We start from the raw sequence: 17,394 nt of genomic DNA, 5'->3' as shown, positions 1-17,394 counted from the left end.
TGCTTGTTCCGCTATCCCAACCCGAACGGGAGCCATATCTCTGGCGGCAGCACAGAATGCAGTATTAGCAGCCGTAAATGAGCTCAAAATTAAATTTCGATGAGCTAACGAAAGGCGGTAGCTTATCGAGCGTCGGCAATTTCAATTCATCAGAACAGACCGTTGGTACACCGAGAACCGCTTGATCCGCTTTCCTGACACGGAGGACTATCCAATGGCAGAACCCGTGAACATCGCGCGGCGCTTCCTGGAACTTGCAAGCCGGGCAGGCGTTGACGAAGATTCGACATTGAGGTGGTCTGCCGTGTCTTTCCTCGCGCGGCTCGCCCTGACCTTATCCATTGGCCTCTTCCCAAGCTTGGCCGCGGCGGACGACAGCGGTTTCCTTCAATCTCTGCAGGGAAAATGGAGTGGCAAGGGAACCATCATCAGGCGGCTGGGAACCTCGCCAATCGACGTCACATGTACATTTGCAGTGACGGCGAGCGCGCCGTCGCTTTCCATGCGCGGCAATTGTCGGGCTTTACTCGTGGTAAGCCGTGCGATCTCGGCGGATCTTCGAGTGAACGGCCAGCGCTACAACGGCGTTTACGTCGGCCCCTCGGGGGGACGCTCCGGCCTGTCTGGAGTGCGTCAGGGCAATACCATCGATCTCGTCGTTCATTGGGCAAAAGAGGTCAACGGCGACCGGTCCGCGAACATGCTAATACAAAAAATCGGCGGCAATAGCCTCAATCTGCGAACGATAGACCGTGATCCGAAAACCGGAAAATCGGCGATAACCAGCGATATCGCGCTTCGACGGATCTAGAACAGTGAGCGGATCGGGGTCGTTTCGCCAACGAAAAGCGGTCTAACCAAGCATCTTCTGACTGCTGATGCCAAGAATGTCGTTTGCAAGAGCGATTGCGATCCCAGCCGCCACGATGAGCACCCCGATTAGAAAAAGACGGCGGGCGCGGTCGTATTTGACGACCAGCAGCGAATCCCTTGCGAGCAAATCGGCGAAGACTTTCACCTGCACGGCAATGCCGACGACCATGACCGCCATCGGCAGAATATCGACGCGGCTCCAGTCGTTCGGACCGGAAACCCAGCGATTGATGAAACTCAACGAGAAACCGACAATAATCCCAACGGCGGTCAAGGATCCGTTGCGAAAGGTCGAATCGATTTTTTCCTGATCGTCCGTTTCCGGCGCCATGTCGCTTTGTGATCCCGTCAATGACGACCAGGTCGTCGAGATAGTTGGTTCAGCCAAGCACCCCTGCTGCTTTCTGTCCAGACCTACCGAGCCTCCCGCTTACTCTGGCTCTCTGCCTTATGGGATTTGCCGAGATATTCTTCGTGCAACCCCTCGATCCGGCTCAGCAGATATTGCACGAAATCGTCGGGCACGGCTTTCGTGAAGGTAAGCTTGGTTCCCGACTTGGCGTAGTTGACCACGGCAAGCGTCAACCCCTTGGAAACGACGTCTTGAACGAGATCCGCAGGGGCTGGGGCAACCCTTTTTGTAGGAGAGACCGCATTCAACACGGCGGCAAATTTGTTATCGCTGGAAAGAGGCTGAATGTCCGGTTCCGCGAGAACACGCTCCGCAACCCCTGCGGCATCGGCATTTGCACTCCAACGCTCCGCCAATTGCGCCCAGCGCCGCCGGCCAGTTTCCGGAGCGGAGCCAATACCCGCTAGCACGGTTTTTGGGAAGCTTCTTGCGACCTGCAGCATCTCGGAGACGTGCGACTTTCCGGTCGCCAGCGAGGCACAGATCACTTCGCGCTTAAACCCTGCCTCTTCCTGGCTGAGGGCGAAAACGCACTTCTCGATAAAGGACAGGTCATCACGGTTGGCATTTTCTTCGCCCTGGATGACGATCGCCTGTTCGTCCGAAAGATCACGGACGATCGCTCTGAACTTAATGCCGAGAAGCTTTGCCGCCGCAAGACGGCGCCGGCCGAAGACGATCTGAAATTTGCCGCCCTCCCCGTCGACTGGCCGAACCAGACCGGGGGTGGTCTGTCCGTGCTCACGCATCGACTGTACAAGGTCCTGGAGCCGGTCGGCTTCGTAAGCACCGTCGAACCGATCCCGTATCTGCGACGGCAAAACCACGTCCACGTCAAGTTCGATAATATGATCCGCATTCCGTAGCAGCTTATCGGCAAGTTCGCCGCGCTCCTGAAGCTGGCGAACGCCGGCTGCGACCTTGAGGAGATGCGGCGATGGCGATGTCGCCAGCGGCGGCGTAGACGCCTCCTGGCCGAGCCCGACCAAGAGGTTGGCGAACATGCCTTTGGAATCTTTTCTGCTCATTCGCGCCCCCATGCTCTCCAAAAAAGCTCTTCGATTTCGGCATTCGCGGCATTGATCGATTCAATTGCGCGGTCATAGGTCTTCGGAGCGGAGAATCTGGCGCGCTGCACTTCGTAAAGGCTCTGCTTCCAAGTCAGGGCATCGGCGACAGCGGTTGACTTGATCACCGAATTCAAAAGAAGATCGTCGCCAAACACCTGCCGCATCAGCGCCGTCATATTCGCCTGCGGATGATCGTTCGGCTCGAATTTGGTGATCAGGAACTTGGCGAAATCCCATTGCGCCGAGGTGCCCACCTGCTCAAGGATCTGCATGTAGGATCCGGCAAGCTCGAGGAATTTTGCCGTCGAGTCGACATCGAGCATATGGGCGGGAACAGGGATCAGAACGCCCGTCGCCGCCGTGAGGGACGACAGGGTGAGAAAGTTCAGCGACGGCGCCGAATCCATCAGGATGATGTCGTAGCGATCCGCGATCTGCTCCAATGCCTGCGAAACGCGTAGCAGGAAGCTCGTGCCGGCGGATTTACGCATTTCCAGAGCGACGGCCGTTTCGAATTCCGTCAATTCGAGACCGGCGCAAATAACATCGAAGCCGGCAATATGCGTCTGATGGATCACCTGCTCGGTGGGCACGGGATCTTCGAAACGAATGGCCGAATAGAGCGTATCGCCATCGCGGTAATCGAAATCGGGCAGGCTTCCGTGAAGGCTGGTCAACGACGCCTGCGGATCGAGATCCACCGCAAGCACGCGATAACCTTTCAAGGCCAGATAATGGCCGAGATGGATCGTGGTCGATGTTTTGCTGGAACCGCCCTTGAAATTCGTGACCGCCAGGATCTGGCATTGTTCGGCGCCTATCCGGCGCGGGTTCATCCGCTTCTTCCGGCCATTTTGCGCAAGATGCATCCTGAGCTCGAGGATCTGCTCCATCGTGTAGAGACGCCGACCATTTGCGACTTCCGGCGACGGCCCCTGCTCTTTCAGCGAAATCTGCCTAATGTAGGCCTCGGTAACGTTGAGCAGCTCAGCGACCTCGGAGGAGCTGAATTTGCGCATCGTGCGGCGGGCATTCGGAGGAAATTGCGCGAGGCTAAGATTGCCCAGCGCAACGTCGAGTTTCGCAGAGAATGTCTGCATGAAGGCGAGGCTGCTCAGATGTCGTGTCACGGCACTCTCCCATTTTGGCCGGCTTACTAAGCGCCTCGATGGTAAATGTTTAATGAAAGATCTCGTAGTTACGCAGAATGCCGATATTACTCACATTTTGCGTAGATAAAGAGGTAGCGCGATTCTATCGGCGGGAGCAACCGCGCGGGTTCCCCGCGGGGAACTTTTACCCTGATATGTCAAAATAAGGGAGTTCCCCACGGGGAACATTGCGGTGCGGCAGGCGAGCTTGGTAGCGTAGTGCTGTTAAACGGCGCGCGCGCACCATCCTTTGTAACCAATTGTATCCGGAGCGGTAAAAGTTACATCCCCATTCAAACCCGAGGGGATCGCGACACATCGCGGATACATGGAAGCGGTTTCTTCATGACGACCCAAGGCCCTACTGGAGAGAGATCAATGTCCGAAGACATCAACCATCACCGCCGCCGCTTTTTTGGTACCGCGGCCATGACCATCGCCGCCGCTCAGCTTGGCATGTTCGGAATCGCACAAGCACAGTCCGCGGAGACCAAGCCCACGGCCCTGCCCGCGGTTAAGCCGGGGACGAATACGTCCTTCGGTCCTCTCAAGCAGATTGATGCGGGCGTGCTGAATATCGGATATGCCGAAGCCGGCCCCGCCGATGGTCCGCCGGTCATTCTTCTGCATGGCTGGCCTTATGACATCCACACCTTTGTCGATGTTGCTCCCTTGCTGGCGCAGCAAGGCTATCGTGTGATCATTCCCTATCTGCGCGGCTACGGCACGACGCGCTTTCTTTCAAAGGATACGGTCCGCAATGGCCAGCAAGCGGTCGTCGCTGTCGATATCCTTGCCTTGATGGATGCCCTGAAAATCCAGAAGGCGATCCTTGGCGGCTTCGATTGGGGTGCGCGAACGGTCAACATTCTCGCGGCGCTGTGGCCGGAGCGCTGCAAGGCCATGGTTTCCGTCAGCGGTTATCTGATCGGCAACCAGGAAGCCGGCAAGACTCCGCTGCCGCCGAAGGCCGAGCTTCAATGGTGGTACCAGTACTATTTTGCCACGGAGCGCGGGCAGGCGGGTTACGCAAAATATCGGAGCGACTTTGCCAGGCTTATCTGGCAGATCGCTTCGCCAAAGTGGAACTTCGACGACGCGACCTTCGAACGCAGCGCCGCATCCTTCGACAATTCGGATCACGTTGCCATCGTCATTCACAATTATCGCTGGCGACTGGGCCTCGCGGAAGGCGAGGCGCAATATGACGATCTGGAAAAGCGGCTGGCAAAGGCTCCGATGATCAGTGCGCCCACCATCACAATGGAAGGCGATGCGAACGGTGCGCCGCATCCCGAACCCGCCGCGTATCGCAATAAGTTTACGGGCAAGTATGAGCATCGGACCATCGATGGCGGCATCGGCCACAACCTGCCGCAGGAGGCCCCGCAAGCTTTCGCCCAGGCGGTCATCGACGTCGACAGATTCTGATCTTCCGAGCAGGGGGCCGGCACTGGTATAGAATACCGCTGCCGGCAATATTCTGTTCAGGGGCATCGAGCTACCGTTCAAAAATTGCTGCTGCGCCGTTGCGGACAGAAGAGGGCACCCAATGATGGATCACATCGACCACATCCTGATCGTTGATGACGATCGCGAAATCCGTGAGCTGGTGTCGAGCTATCTAAAAAAGAACGGGCTACGCGTCACCGTCGCCGCGGACGGCCGGCATATGCGGGCGTTTCTGGAAACAAGCTCCGTCGATCTCATCGTCCTCGATGTGATGATGCCGGGCGATGACGGCCTGGTTCTCTGTCGCGAGTTGCGCGCCGGCAAGCACAAGTCGACACCGATCCTGATGCTGACCGCACGCAACGATGAAACGGACCGTATCATCGGCCTGGAGATGGGCGCGGACGACTATCTGGTAAAGCCGTTTGCTGCACGCGAGCTCCTGGCCCGCATCAAGGCAATCCTGCGCCGCACCCGCATGCTTCCGCCCAATCTTCAGGTGACGGAAGTCGGTCAGCTCCTGTCCTTTGGCGATTGGCAGCTCGACACGACCGGCCGGCATCTGCTCGATCGCGAAGGAACGGCGATCGCGCTCAGCGGCGCGGAATATCGTCTGCTCCGTGTCTTCATCGACCATCCGCAACGCGTCCTTAACCGGGATCAGCTCCTGAACCTGACGCAGGGGCGGGACGCCGAATTGTTCGACCGGTCCATCGACCTGCTGGTGAGCCGGCTTCGCCAGCGCCTGGGCGATGATGCGCGCGAGCCTGCCTATATCAAAACCGTCCGCAGCGAAGGCTATGTTTTCGCAATGCCGGTCGAAATATCCGAGCTGCGCCGATGAGCGCCGTCGCGCGGTTTCGAGGATTCCGGCCCTGGCCTCGTACCTTGGGATCAAGGCTGTTTCTGATCCTTCTCGCCGGGCTGCTGCTGGCGCAGGGGCTTACCTTCAGCGTCCAGTTCCTCGAACGCTACATATCGGCCAAGACGGTGATGCTCAACACACTAGAGAACGATGTGGGGACCTCGATCGCCGTTCTCGACCGTCTGCCGGCCGCCGAGCGGGCCGATTGGCTGGACCGCCTCGATCGCGGAACCTACCGTTTTGTCCTCGGGCCAGGTCTTCCCGGCGTGCCCGATATGACGGAGCAGGGCAGGCAGATCGCCGGAAAAATACAGGATGCCGTCGGCAAGCGTTTCCCCATCCGCTTCGAATCGATACCGGGTGACGGCAAACGCCTCCAGGCCCATCTGACCCTAAGCGACGGCAATCCGCTGACGATCGACGTCAATCCCGCACCCATCATGCCGCTGGCCCAGTGGCTGCCTTTCGTTCTTCTCGTGCAACTCGGTCTTCTCATTTTCTGCACCTGGCTCGTCGTCCGGCAAGCGATCCGGCCGCTAGTGAACCTCGCCCATGCCGCCGACGCTCTTGATCCGAACAAGAAGACGCCGCGCCTGGCGGAAGCGGGGCCAACCGAGGTCGCCCATGCCGCCCGCGCCTTCAATGCGATGCGGGATCGCATCGCCCACTATCTTGAGGAGAGGGTGCAGATTCTCGCCGCGATCTCCCACGATCTTCAAACGCCCATCACGCGCATGAAGCTCCGCGCCGAAATCGCGGAAGATTCCGCAGAGAAGGAAAAGCTGGTTCAAGATCTCGCCGAAATCGAACGACTTGTCCACGAAGGGGTGGCCTATGCCCGCAGCGCCCATGGAAATACCGAGAAACCCTCCCGCATAGACATCGGCTCCTTCGTCGAGAGCCTTGCCTATGACTACCAGGACACCGGCAAAGCCGTGATGGTCGCCGACAAGATCGATGGCGCAATCGTCACGCGGCCTCATGCTCTGAGACGAATCCTGACAAACCTCATCGACAACGCGCTCAAGTTCGCGGGCACCGCGGAGATTTCCGTACAGAAGGACAGTACCGGGGCAGTCCTCATCAAAGTGCTCGACCGCGGTCCCGGCATTCCCGAGGATCAGCTCGACGCCGTAATGCAGCCCTTCTTCCGGCTCGAACAATCCCGCAGTCGCGGAACCGGCGGAACGGGCTTGGGATTAGCGATTGCCGGCCAACTCGCCCTTGCGATTGGCGGTTCGCTCACCTTGCGCAACCGCGTGGGCGGCGGGCTGTCGGCGGAAATCTCGGTCCGCTAAGAAGCGGAGGGCCGCGATCGGTTTGTATCCGAACGTAGCGGCTCCCCCTCGTCAAACACTTCGTTACATTTTCGCCCGATCGGGACACATGCGGGATACGTCCGCTCCCCCTTATGCGGCCAGTGGCTGCTCGTCGGCCATTGCGCCTCGGCGCCCGATCAATCCCTTCAAAGGAAACGAAGATGACGCTACTTGTCATTGCCTATCTCGGGGGCGTGCTGACAATCCTCAGCCCGTGTATTCTCCCCGTTCTTCCCTTTGTCTTTGCCCGTGCCGGACAGCCCTTCGTCAAAAGCGGCCTGCCGATGCTTGCCGGCATGGCGATGACCTTTGCCGCAGTCGCAACCCTTGCGGCCGTCGGCGGCGGCTGGGCCGTCCGCGCCAACGAGTATGGCCGCTACGCCGCTATCGTCTTGCTCGCCGTCTTCGGCGTGGCGCTTGTCTCGCCGCAAGCAGCGAGCATTCTGACCCGGCCGATCGTCGCCTTGGGAAACAGGCTGATGAATTCGCCCGGCCAACGCTCCGGCTCGACAGTTGGGAGTTCTCTGGTTCTCGGCATCGCAACCGGGTTGCTGTGGGCGCCCTGTGCCGGCCCTATCTTTGGCTTGATCCTGACAGGCGCCGCCCTTCAGGGGGCGAATGCCCGCACGACATTGCTGCTGCTAGCCTATGCAGCGGGTGCGGCAACCTCGCTCGCCGCCGCGCTTCTGATCGGCGGCCGAGTCTTCACCGCCATGAAAAGCTCGGTTGGTTCCGGCGAAAGAATTCGCCAGGCGCTCGGCGCGGCGGTCCTCGCCGGAGTCGCGGCGATTGCGCTTGGCTTCGACACGGGATTTCTGGCCCGCCTGTCCTATGCCAGTACCTCGACATTCGAGCAGGCCGTTCTCGATAATTTCAACGCAGATCACCGGGAGCCGGCAGCGACGATGGTGGCCAGCAACACACCGATGATGGCCGCGGCAAAGCCTCGCTTCAAGAGCAAGCTTCCCGTCGAAGGCCGGCTTCCCTCGCTGGACGGCGCCGTCGAGTGGCTGAACTCGCCGCCGCTTACCGCCGAGCAATTGCGCGGCAAGGTCGTCCTGGTGGATTTCTGGACCTATTCCTGCATCAACTGCATCCGCACCATCCCCTACATCAAAGCCTGGGCGGAAAAATACCGGGATCAGGGGCTGGTCGTGATCGGCGTGCATGCGCCAGAATTCGCCTTCGAGAAGAAGATCGAGAACGTCAAGGGAGCCCTCAAGGACTTCCAGATCGACTATCCCGTCGCCATCGATAACAATTACCGGATCTGGCAGGCGTTCCAGAACAGCTATTGGCCGGCTCTCTATTTCGTCGATGCCAGGGGGCAGATCAGGCACCATGTTTTCGGGGAGGGGGAATACGACACCTCCGAAAAGATCATTCAGGAACTGCTGGCCGATGCCGGCAGCCAGGTCTCCGAAAACAATATGGTCAGGCCGAACGCGCCCGGCGCCGAGGCAGCGCCCGATCTCGGCAATATCAAATCCGGCGAGACCTATATCGGCTATAAGGAGGCTTCGAACTTCGTATCGCCGGAAGGCCTGAGCGGGAATGCCGCCCAGGACTACACGACAGGCGAACCCGGTCTCAACGAATGGGGCCTCTCCGGCAACTGGACGATCGGTCCCGAACAGGGGACGCTCAACAAGGCCGGCGGCAGCGTCACCTATCGATTCAGCGCTCGTGACCTGCACCTCGTTCTGGGCCCCGGCGCTGACGGCAAGCCCGTGCGGTTTCAGGTGACGATCGATGGCAAGGCGCCTGGTGCAAGCCACGGCGCCGACACCGACGCCGAAGGCAACGGTACCGTTACTGAAACACGCCTCTATCAGCTCGTGCGCCAGCCCGGCGATGTCGGGGAACGGACTTTCACGGTCCGCTTCCTCGATCCCGGCGTAGAAGCCTACGTATTCACCTTTGGATGAGGAGCGGAATGATGCAGATGAAAACGCGTTCGAAGTCTATCACCCGTTTTGGGATCGTCCGTCCCTTTCTGATTACCGGAGGTCTGCTCGGCTTTCTCAGTGCGGCGCTTCTCGCCAATTCATCGGCCGCCGAAGAACCGCGGCTGGTTCCACCCGCGATTCATGACGTGGCGGACACAACCAGCCAGCAAACCGCCGTGTTCGCCGGCGGATGTTTCTGGGGCATGCAAGGTGTGTTCCAGCATGTCGACGGCGTCATCAGCGCAACGTCCGGTTATGCCGGCGGCAGTGCGGAGACCGCGAACTACGAGCAGACGGAAACCGGAACCACGGGCCATGCCGAAGCCGTGCAAATCGTCTTCGATCCCAAGAAGATCAGCTATGGCAAGCTGCTGCAAATCTACTTCTCGGTCGCGCACGATCCCACACAGATCGACCGGCAAGGACCTGACAGCGGCACGCAGTATCGCTCCGCTATCTTTCCGGCCGACGCGGAGCAGGGGAAAGTCGCCTCGGATTATATCGCTCAGTTGGAAACGGCCCATGTCTTCAAGGCGAAGATTGCAACGGCCGTCGAGCCCGGCAACCCCTTCTACAAGGCCGAGGTCTACCATCAGAACTATATGACCAACAATCCTGGCCAGCTCTATATCGTGATCAACGAGCAGCCGAAGGTCGACAATCTGAAGAACCTCTTTCCCCAAACCTATCGGGAGAAACCGGTTCTGGTCTCAGACAACCAGGGCTGACGGAGGCCTCGAAGCGCCTACTCTGCCTTATAAGCTTCTGACTGTCTGCCGAAACAAAACTCCTCTGACGCCAGGCCGGAGGAGTTTTTCATTTCAAGAAGTGCCAGCCGGCTTGCCTTGTACGGCAATGTACACAGCCGCTGCTATCCCACACTCCGGTACACTTCGGCTCAATCAGGACACATGCCGGATACGTCACCAGCGCTTTATGCGGGCAATGGCTGGTCAGCAGTCATTGCGTCCCAAGAGGACGCTATCAACCGCTTCAAAGGAACCGACATCATGACCCAGACCGATAAGGTACTCTACACCGGCAAGACCCACACCACCGGCGGCCGCGACGGCGCGTCGCGCAGCTCCGATGGCCGTCTCGACGTCAAGCTTTCCTCTCCTGGCATCTCCGGCAGCGGCACCAATCCGGAGCAGCTCTTCGCTGCCGGCTGGTCAGCCTGCTTCGAAGGTGCGATTGGACTTGCTGCCCGCAAGATGAAGGTCGCCGTCCCGGCCGACGCGGCCATCGACGCCGAGGTAGATCTGTGCCTCATCGACGGCGCCTATTTCCTTCAGGCCCGTCTCAACGTCAGCCTGCCAGGCGTCGAGCGCGACGTCGCAGAGGCCCTCGTGGACGCTGCGCACCAGACCTGCCCCTATTCCAAAGCCACCCGCGGCAATATCGATGTCGTAATCAACGTGGTCTGAGCGAATCCGCCTTACAGACGCTGCGCCTCCTTCATGGGATCATCATCGCACGCCGGCACGAGAGCCGGCGTGCGATTGAATAAGTCGTCCTGACATCGAAGCTCTCTGCAGCCAGAGCCTCGCATCCCGACTTGAACACAAGCCGACGCCCATCCATCTAATCTTAATGACAGCGTCATGGCGAACCAGGCATCCCTGTGATCGCCGACGGCAGCGGCGATAGGCGCCGCTGTTTGAGGATCAAACGATGGGTTTCATAGATAAGGACATAGTGCCCGCGGACGACGGGGCACTGATAGATGCATATTCTCAATCGATAGCTGGGGCAGTGGATACGGTCGGCCCGGCGGTCAGCCGGATCGAGCGGGTTGGCGGCAGGGGCGGGCATGGTTCCGGCTTTGCCGTCTCGCCGGACGGGCTGATCGTCACCAACAACCATGTTGTCGACGATGCCAAGATTGTCCGCATCACCACACCTGACGGTTCCATCACGGAAGGTCGCGTCCTTGGACGCGACGTGGACACCGACATCGCTCTCATCCGAGCGAATTCCGGCGTCGGCGCCTGGGCCCGGCTCGGGGATTCCAAGCGTCTGCGCAGGGGCCATATTGCGATCGCCATCGGCAATCCGCTCGGCTTCGAGTGGACGGTGACCGCCGGGATCGTATCGGCACTCGGTCGCTCGATGCGGTCCGCGAGCGGGCGGCTCATGGACGACGTCATTCAGACCGACGCCGCGCTCAATCCGGGTAATTCCGGCGGGCCGCTGGTATCGTCGAGCGGCGAGGTCATCGGGGTCAATACGGCCGTCATCCAGGGCGCGCAGAGCATCGCATTCGCGGTGGCCTCCAATACGGCGAACTTCGTGGTTTCGGAAATACTGCGGTATGGCCAGGTCCGGCGCGCTTTCATCGGGATCGCCGGCGATACGATCGAGCTGCCGCGCAGGATCGCCCTTGAAGCTGGCACCGGCCAGACAACCTCGGTGCGCGTCAGACGGGTGGAACCCGACGGTCCTGCCGACCGCGCAGGCTTGCGGGACGGCGACTACATTCTGGCGATCGACGGTACCCCGGTCGGCGGTGTCGACGATATCGTCAGATTGATGAGCGGCGAGAGAATCGGCCGAAACACCGATCTGCTCGTCTTCTCTGTCGCAGGCCGAATTGAGAAACGAAACTTGCTGCCGGTTGCCCGGTCGTAAATATCCGGCGAAAGCGGCCGTTCGAATTGGCGGCTCAGGTGCGAGCGGCACCGCGACGCGCGGGTGACGAGGGCGTCGGGCATCGCGACATCGGGGAACCGTGAAGTGCCGCCATCGTTATGACATCAGGTATAGCGATGGAGAAACACCATGGAAATCGCAGGAAGACCGGGCTCGCATGCGCTCAGCGCATTTTTTGACGACGAGTCCGACGCCGAAAAGGCGTCCGAAGAACTTATCGAGGCCGGCATCCCGAAAGACGCCATCACCATGACACCGGGAAACCGGCCCGACATACCGCCGATCGACCATATCGGCTTCCTCGACGCGCTGACCGGGTTCTTCTTCACGGAAGAGCAGCGCAAGAACTATGCGGAGGCGCTCCGGCGCGGGGGCGTCCTGCTGACCGTACAGGAAGTGAGCAAGGCGCAGCACGACGCCGCCCTGAACATCCTGACGGAAAGGGGAAGCATCGATATGGATGAACGCGTGGAGGAGTGGCGGCGCGAGAATTAGAAATAGGTGGATCCGATAGCCGGGCATCCCTTCACCATCGCCTAACGCCGCATCAGCCGCGTGAAAGCTGGCGACCTCATCTCCGTTGCCATTCGCGAACCCTTCGTTCACCTGTTCGATGAAACCGAATCCGCCGTAACCTTCATCGCACGTCCAAGAATAAAAATGATAGGACATGTCGAAATCACGCCAGCTCGAGCGTCTTAGGGAATGGATGGCGCTGCGGAGCGGGGCCGTCCATGCCAAGATCGATCGTGCAAAATGGGGTTGAGCGGATATGGGCATTTCCTATCGTTGGGTCATCGTGGCCGCCGGCGCGCTGATGACCTGTGTTGCGCTGGGCGCAATGTTTTCACTGGCTATTTTTCAGGTGCCGATCGCTACCGCCACTAATTGGTCGCATGCCGGCATTGCGAGCGCGATGACGCTCAATTTCCTGGTCATGGGTCTCGGCGGTTTCCTGTGGGGCGCGGCAAGCGATCGCTTCGGTCCTCGTATTGTCGTACTGACGGGCGCAATCCTGCTAGGCCTCGCGCTTGTCCTGGCGAGCCGGGCGGGATCGCTTCTCGAATTTCAATTGACCTACGGCATTCTCGTCGGCCTCGCCGCCAGCGCATTCTTCGCGCCGATGATCGCGGCCACGACCGCATGGTTCGATGAAAACCGCAGCCTCGCCGTTTCACTGGTCTCCGCCGGCATGGGGGTTGCGCCGATGACGATTTCACCATTCGCCCGCTGGCTCATTTCGGCTTACGAATGGCAGACGGCCATGATGCTCATCGGTTTTCTCGCCTGGATACTGCTGGTGCCGGCGGCACTGCTCGTGCGACGCGCCCCTGCGGCTGCGGCGGGCCCGGATACCGATCTCGCGGCCGAAGGCCCCAACGTACCGCTCGGACAGATATTCCGATCGCCGCAATTTCTCGTTCTCGGCGGAACCTTCTTTGCCTGCTGCGCGGCGCATTCAGGGCCGATCTTCCACATGGTAAGCTATGCGACGATCTGCGGCGTGGCGCCGATGGCGGCGGTGAGCATCTACAGCGTCGAAGGGCTTGCGGGGCTCGGCGGCCGGCTTCTATATGGCACGCTTGCAGACAGGCTCGGCGTCAAGCCAGTCTTGGTCGCGGGCCTGCTGCTGCAGGCGGCGGCGCTCGCGACCTATCTCCTCGTCAGCCAGCTTAGCGAATTCTACGCGCTCGCGGTCATCTTCGGCAGCGCCTATGGCGGGGTTATGCCCCTCTATGCGGTGCTTGCGCGCGAGTATTTCGGACCACGCGTCATCGGCACTGTCTTCGGCGCGGCAACCATGCTGTCGAGTATCGGAATGGCATTCGGCCCACTGGCGGGCGGCTGGATCTTCGATACGTTCGGGAATTATTCCTGGCTCTTCATCGGATCGTCCATGGTGGGCCTCGGCGCAGTCGCCACCGCACTCGCCTTTCCACCATTGCAGCGCGTCAGGCTTCAACCGGCATAGTTTGAGGGCAGCGCCAACGCATGTGACGTAAATGATCACGGCCCCCATAGACATGAGATGGGGGCCGCGTAGAGCCGTTCGCCGAAAGGCAAGACTTTGTCTCCATCGTAAAGCACAAGCCCGAGCCGAAAACCATCACCTGCCACCTGCCCAATTTTCCGCAGACCCTTAAAATCCGCATTCGAGACGGAGGCCGCGGCCTTAATCTCGATGCCGACGATAGCGCCGGTATTGTCTTCAAGAATGATATCAACCTCGTCCTGGTCCTTGTCACGATAGTGGTACAGGGTAGGAGCAGTCTCGCACCATGTTGCCAGTTTGAGGACCTCGCTCAAGACGAAGGTTTCAAGCAGCGGACCAAGGAGAGAGCGGTTCGTGGCAATCCGGTCTGGAGTAACGCCTAAGGTGGCGGCGAGCAGTCCTGAGTCCAAAAAATGCAGCTTTGGCGTTTTTACAAGCCGCTTGAGCTGGTTACGGAACCATGGCTCGATCCGCCTTGTGAGAAAGAGTTGTTCGAACAACCCGACATAACGCCTGGCCGTTTTATCATCCAGGCCGATCTGCCCGGCCAACTGAGTGAAATTGACAAGTTGCCCGGAGTGATGCGCGAGCGCGCGGAGCAGATGCGGCATCTGACCCAGCCTCTCGATGTCGGCGATATCACGCACGTCGCGCTCTACGACGGCCCGGACATAGTCTCTTGCCCAGGCGGCGCGTCGATTAGGTGCACTGCGTCCGATCATCTCGGGATAGCCGCCAATGAGGACGGCTTCAACGAGCTCCTTTCCGACAATGGACGACCGTGGAGAGATCGCCCGCCCGGAGAAAGCATTGTCGAGGAAACTTGACCCGAGGCCACGGATTTCGGATTGAGCCAGCGGCAAAAGCGTTAGGATTTCCATCCGTCCGGCGAGGCTCTCCGCTACGGTCGGCAGAGTGAGAATATTCGCTGATCCCGTGAGCAGGAATCGTCCCGGCCGACGATCGTCATCGACCGAGCGCTTGATAGCCCGCAAAAGGTCAGGTGCACGCTGTACCTCATCGATGGTCGCGACGTCGAGGTCTCGAACAAAACCCGTCGGATCAGCACGGATCGAAGCAAGAGTGGTGTCGTCGTCGAGGGTGAAATAAGGCCGATCGACCGACATCAGCCTACGTACCAGCGTGGTCTTACCACACTGTCGCGGACCGTTGACCAGCACGACAGGTGTATCGGCCAGAGCTGCCGAGATTTGCTTGGTTACCCCTCGAAAATAAAGGGGCAGGCTAGCTTCTTCTTCAAGCAAAAGGATATTCCGTTCAATTCGGATTTTTGTTTCGTCCAATTCGGATTTTATATTCGTCTAATCCGGATTTCAAGACCGTCCAATCCGGATTTTAAAGTCGTCCGATCCGGAACTGAAACAGACAGCCGTATTGAGCGATTTCGACGATCCGAGGCTGTAGCTTCTGCGGAAACCATTCTTCTCATATCGATTTTGGAGATCGCGCTTGGTATCCTTCAACCGCGACCACCAAGGAATGAGCGATATCGCGGATTTCCTTGTCCCTCTCACCGCCTTACACACAGTTTTAGACAGCGGACGTAAGTTGCTGGCATTGCATTTTTCAATTTTTGGTCAACACTTCTCCTGGGCATCAGGTGCGTAATCTCTGGGGGGAGGAAATCCGGAGGCATTCGCCGGCGCCTGGTTTGCCGCCGAAAGGCCGGGAAACCAGGCGCAATGCCAACATGGGAGGGTATGGCATGGCTCCCGCCGTCCATGTCCTTGGTGCAACTGGGAGGAATAAAAATGGTAAGCACCTCTGTAGGTGAAACTTCTGGTCGGGGTATGACCAGGGAAGAGAAGAAGGTGATCTTTGCATCTTCGCTCGGAACTGTTTTCGAATGGTATGATTTCTATCTCTATGGTTCCTTGGCCACATTCATCGGTGCGGCCTTTTTCAGTGATTATCCGGAGGCGACCCGCAATATTTTCGCGCTGCTCGCTTTTGCAGCCGGCTTTCTTGTCCGGCCGTTCGGCGCGCTGGTCTTCGGACGGATCGGCGATCTCGTCGGCCGCAAATATACGTTTCTAGTCACGATCACGATCATGGGTCTGTCGACCTTCCTGGTCGGCGTCCTGCCCGGTTCGGCCAGTTGGGGCATCATCGCCCCGGTCATTCTAATCGGATTGCGCCTGTTGCAAGGCCTTGCGCTCGGCGGGGAGTATGGCGGCGCGGCGACCTATGTTGCGGAACATGCGCCCAACAACCGGCGCGGCTATTACACATCCTGGATCCAGACGACGGCAACGCTCGGGCTCTTCCTGTCGCTCATCGTCATTCTGGTCGTGCAGAATTGGCTTGGCAAAACCGCCTTTGCCGATTGGGGCTGGCGTATCCCCTTCATCCTGTCCTGCGTCCTTCTCGGCATTTCCGTTTGGATTCGACTGTCGCTCAGTGAATCCCCGGCCTTCCAAAGGATGAAGGAAGAGGGCAAGGGCTCCAAAGCACCCCTATCTGAGGCTTTTGGCCAGTGGAAGAACGCCAGGATCGCTCTGCTCGCGCTGCTCGGCCTCACCGCCGGCCAGGCGGTCGTCTGGTATGCGGGCCAGTTCTATTCGCTGTTCTTCCTTCAGAACGTGCTGAAGGTCGATGGCCAAACCGTCAATATCATGATCGCTATAGCGCTCTTGATCGGCAGCGGCTTTTTCGTCGTGTTCGGTTGGCTATCCGACAAGATCGGCCGCAAGCCGATTATCATGGCCGGTCTCGCCTTGGCGATCTTGACCTATTTCCCGCTGTTCAACGCATTGACCCGCGCGGCAAACCCGGCTCTCGCCCAGGCGGAGCAGACGATCCGCGCCACCGTCACCGCAGCACCCCACGATTGCACCTTCCAGTTCAACCCGGTCGGCACAGCGAAATTCAACAACTCCTGCGACATTGCGACTTCGTTCCTGTCGAAGAGCTCCGTCCCCTATGCCATCGTCGATGGCCCCGCCGGCCAGCCGGCAACGGTGACGGTCGGCGATACGACGGTCACCTCGTACAATGCCGTCACCGCCGGCGCGGACGCTGCGGCAAAGAGCGCAGTATTCACGCATGATCTGAATCTTGCCTTGCAGAAGGCCGGCTTCCCGCTCGCGCGCGATCCCGCCAAAGTACCGGATGTGAAGCTGGATGGCTTCATTGCCGCAAATCCTGAACTCGGCCTCAATGCAACGACGATCCGCGCCGGCGACAAGACGGTCACGCCGGTGGCTGACCTCGTCAAGGCGAAGCTGCTCACGGCTGACCAAGCTGCGGGGGCGACGGAAATGCCGGTTTACACCATAGCGAACGGCGGCGCATTCAAGATGGTCGCCGATCCCAATGCGGTAAACTGGCCCCTCACCATCGCCATTCTCACCATTCTCGTCATCTATGTGACCATGGTCTATGGTCCCATTGCCGCGATATTGGTTGAGATGTTTCCGACCCGCATCCGCTATACCGGCATGTCCTTGCCCTATCATATCGGCAATGGTTGGTTCGGCGGCCTGCTTCCGGCAACGGTCTTTGCAATGAGTGCTGCCACAGGCGATATCTATTATGGTCTCTGGTATCCGATCGCGGTTGCCGCGATGAGCCTTGTCATCGGCCTCATCTTTATCCGCGACACCAAGGGCATTGATCTCAACGCCATCAAGTAGCA

General features: G+C 59.3%; 16 protein-coding genes. 12 read left to right on the top strand and 4 right to left on the bottom strand.

Features of this window, described 5'->3' with window-relative positions:
* Positions 1 to 214 precede the first annotated feature (214 nt).
* Complete coding sequence (locus QA648_RS19445; protein ID WP_245464138.1) at positions 215 to 811, top strand: hypothetical protein; 597 nt, start codon at positions 215 to 217, stop codon at positions 809 to 811.
* Positions 812 to 853: 42 nt separating this feature from the next.
* On the opposite strand, the gene QA648_RS19440 is transcribed toward QA648_RS19445, so the two are convergent.
* From QA648_RS19440 to repA, 3 genes are all read right to left on the bottom strand, one after another.
* A complete protein-coding gene (locus QA648_RS19440) occupies positions 854 to 1,204 on the bottom strand; it encodes a hypothetical protein (protein WP_104825970.1) in 351 nt (116 codons plus the stop codon).
* An 83-nt stretch (positions 1,205 to 1,287) separates the two neighbouring features.
* On the bottom strand, positions 1,288 to 2,313 hold the full coding sequence (gene repB, locus QA648_RS19435) for a plasmid partitioning protein RepB (RefSeq protein WP_283053024.1): 1,026 nt from the start codon (positions 2,311 to 2,313) through the stop codon (positions 1,288 to 1,290).
* Positions 2,310 to 3,485, bottom strand: coding sequence for a plasmid partitioning protein RepA (gene repA / locus QA648_RS19430; protein WP_283053023.1), 1,176 nt, complete (start codon positions 3,483 to 3,485; stop codon positions 2,310 to 2,312). The genes repB and repA overlap by 4 nt, the downstream gene beginning before the upstream one ends.
* A 399-nt stretch (positions 3,486 to 3,884) precedes the next feature.
* Here repA and QA648_RS19425 point away from each other — a divergent pair, with 399 nt between their 5' ends.
* From QA648_RS19425 to QA648_RS19385, 9 genes are all read left to right on the top strand, one after another.
* Complete coding sequence (locus QA648_RS19425; protein ID WP_283053021.1) at positions 3,885 to 4,937, top strand: alpha/beta hydrolase; 1,053 nt, start codon at positions 3,885 to 3,887, stop codon at positions 4,935 to 4,937.
* Between the two features lie 124 nt (positions 4,938 to 5,061).
* Positions 5,062 to 5,802 carry a response regulator gene (locus tag QA648_RS19420; protein WP_104827811.1) on the top strand — a complete coding sequence of 247 codons (741 nt, stop codon included), beginning with the start codon at positions 5,062 to 5,064 and terminating at the stop codon, positions 5,800 to 5,802.
* A complete protein-coding gene (locus QA648_RS19415; protein ID WP_283053020.1) occupies positions 5,799 to 7,121 on the top strand; it encodes an ATP-binding protein in 1,323 nt (440 codons plus the stop codon). The genes QA648_RS19420 and QA648_RS19415 overlap by 4 nt, the downstream gene beginning before the upstream one ends.
* Before the next feature lie 182 nt (positions 7,122 to 7,303).
* Positions 7,304 to 9,070 (top strand): cytochrome c biogenesis protein DipZ, encoded by a 1,767-nt coding sequence (locus QA648_RS19410; protein ID WP_283053018.1) that lies wholly within the window; start codon positions 7,304 to 7,306, stop codon positions 9,068 to 9,070.
* Positions 9,071 to 9,081: 11 nt separating this feature from the next.
* The gene (gene msrA / locus QA648_RS19405; protein ID WP_245464214.1) at positions 9,082 to 9,819 is read left to right on the top strand and encodes a peptide-methionine (S)-S-oxide reductase MsrA; all 738 of its coding nucleotides are present in this window, start codon (positions 9,082 to 9,084) and stop codon (positions 9,817 to 9,819) included.
* A gap of 282 nt (positions 9,820 to 10,101) precedes the next feature.
* Positions 10,102 to 10,518, top strand: coding sequence for an organic hydroperoxide resistance protein (locus tag QA648_RS19400; protein WP_104827810.1), 417 nt, complete (start codon positions 10,102 to 10,104; stop codon positions 10,516 to 10,518).
* 247 nt (positions 10,519 to 10,765) lie between these two features.
* Positions 10,766 to 11,722 (top strand): trypsin-like peptidase domain-containing protein, encoded by a 957-nt coding sequence (locus tag QA648_RS19395; RefSeq protein WP_283053015.1) that lies wholly within the window; start codon positions 10,766 to 10,768, stop codon positions 11,720 to 11,722.
* Between the two features lie 150 nt (positions 11,723 to 11,872).
* Positions 11,873 to 12,238 (top strand): hypothetical protein, encoded by a 366-nt coding sequence (locus QA648_RS19390; protein ID WP_283053013.1) that lies wholly within the window; start codon positions 11,873 to 11,875, stop codon positions 12,236 to 12,238.
* Between the two features lie 277 nt (positions 12,239 to 12,515).
* Positions 12,516 to 13,715 carry an MFS transporter gene (locus QA648_RS19385; protein ID WP_283053012.1) on the top strand — a complete coding sequence of 400 codons (1,200 nt, stop codon included), beginning with the start codon at positions 12,516 to 12,518 and terminating at the stop codon, positions 13,713 to 13,715.
* 35 nt (positions 13,716 to 13,750) lie between these two features.
* On the opposite strand, the gene QA648_RS19380 is transcribed toward QA648_RS19385, so the two are convergent.
* Positions 13,751 to 14,980: an ATP-binding protein gene (locus QA648_RS19380; protein ID WP_283054324.1), complete on the bottom strand. Its 1,230-nt coding sequence runs from the start codon at positions 14,978 to 14,980 to the stop codon at positions 13,751 to 13,753.
* Positions 14,981 to 15,206: 226 nt separating this feature from the next.
* Here QA648_RS19380 and QA648_RS19375 point away from each other — a divergent pair, with 226 nt between their 5' ends.
* The gene (locus QA648_RS19375) at positions 15,207 to 15,365 is read left to right on the top strand and encodes a hypothetical protein (protein ID WP_283053010.1); all 159 of its coding nucleotides are present in this window, start codon (positions 15,207 to 15,209) and stop codon (positions 15,363 to 15,365) included.
* A gap of 143 nt (positions 15,366 to 15,508) precedes the next feature.
* Positions 15,509 to 17,392, top strand: coding sequence for an MFS transporter (locus QA648_RS19370; protein ID WP_283053008.1), 1,884 nt, complete (start codon positions 15,509 to 15,511; stop codon positions 17,390 to 17,392).
* Positions 17,393 to 17,394 lie beyond the last annotated feature (2 nt).

This window comes from Rhizobium sp. CB3171 (genome assembly GCF_029714265.1).
Classification (GTDB): domain Bacteria; phylum Pseudomonadota; class Alphaproteobacteria; order Rhizobiales; family Rhizobiaceae; genus Rhizobium.
Note: the sequence above shows the minus strand (reverse complement) of the source record. Positions and strands in the feature narration are given on the sequence as shown.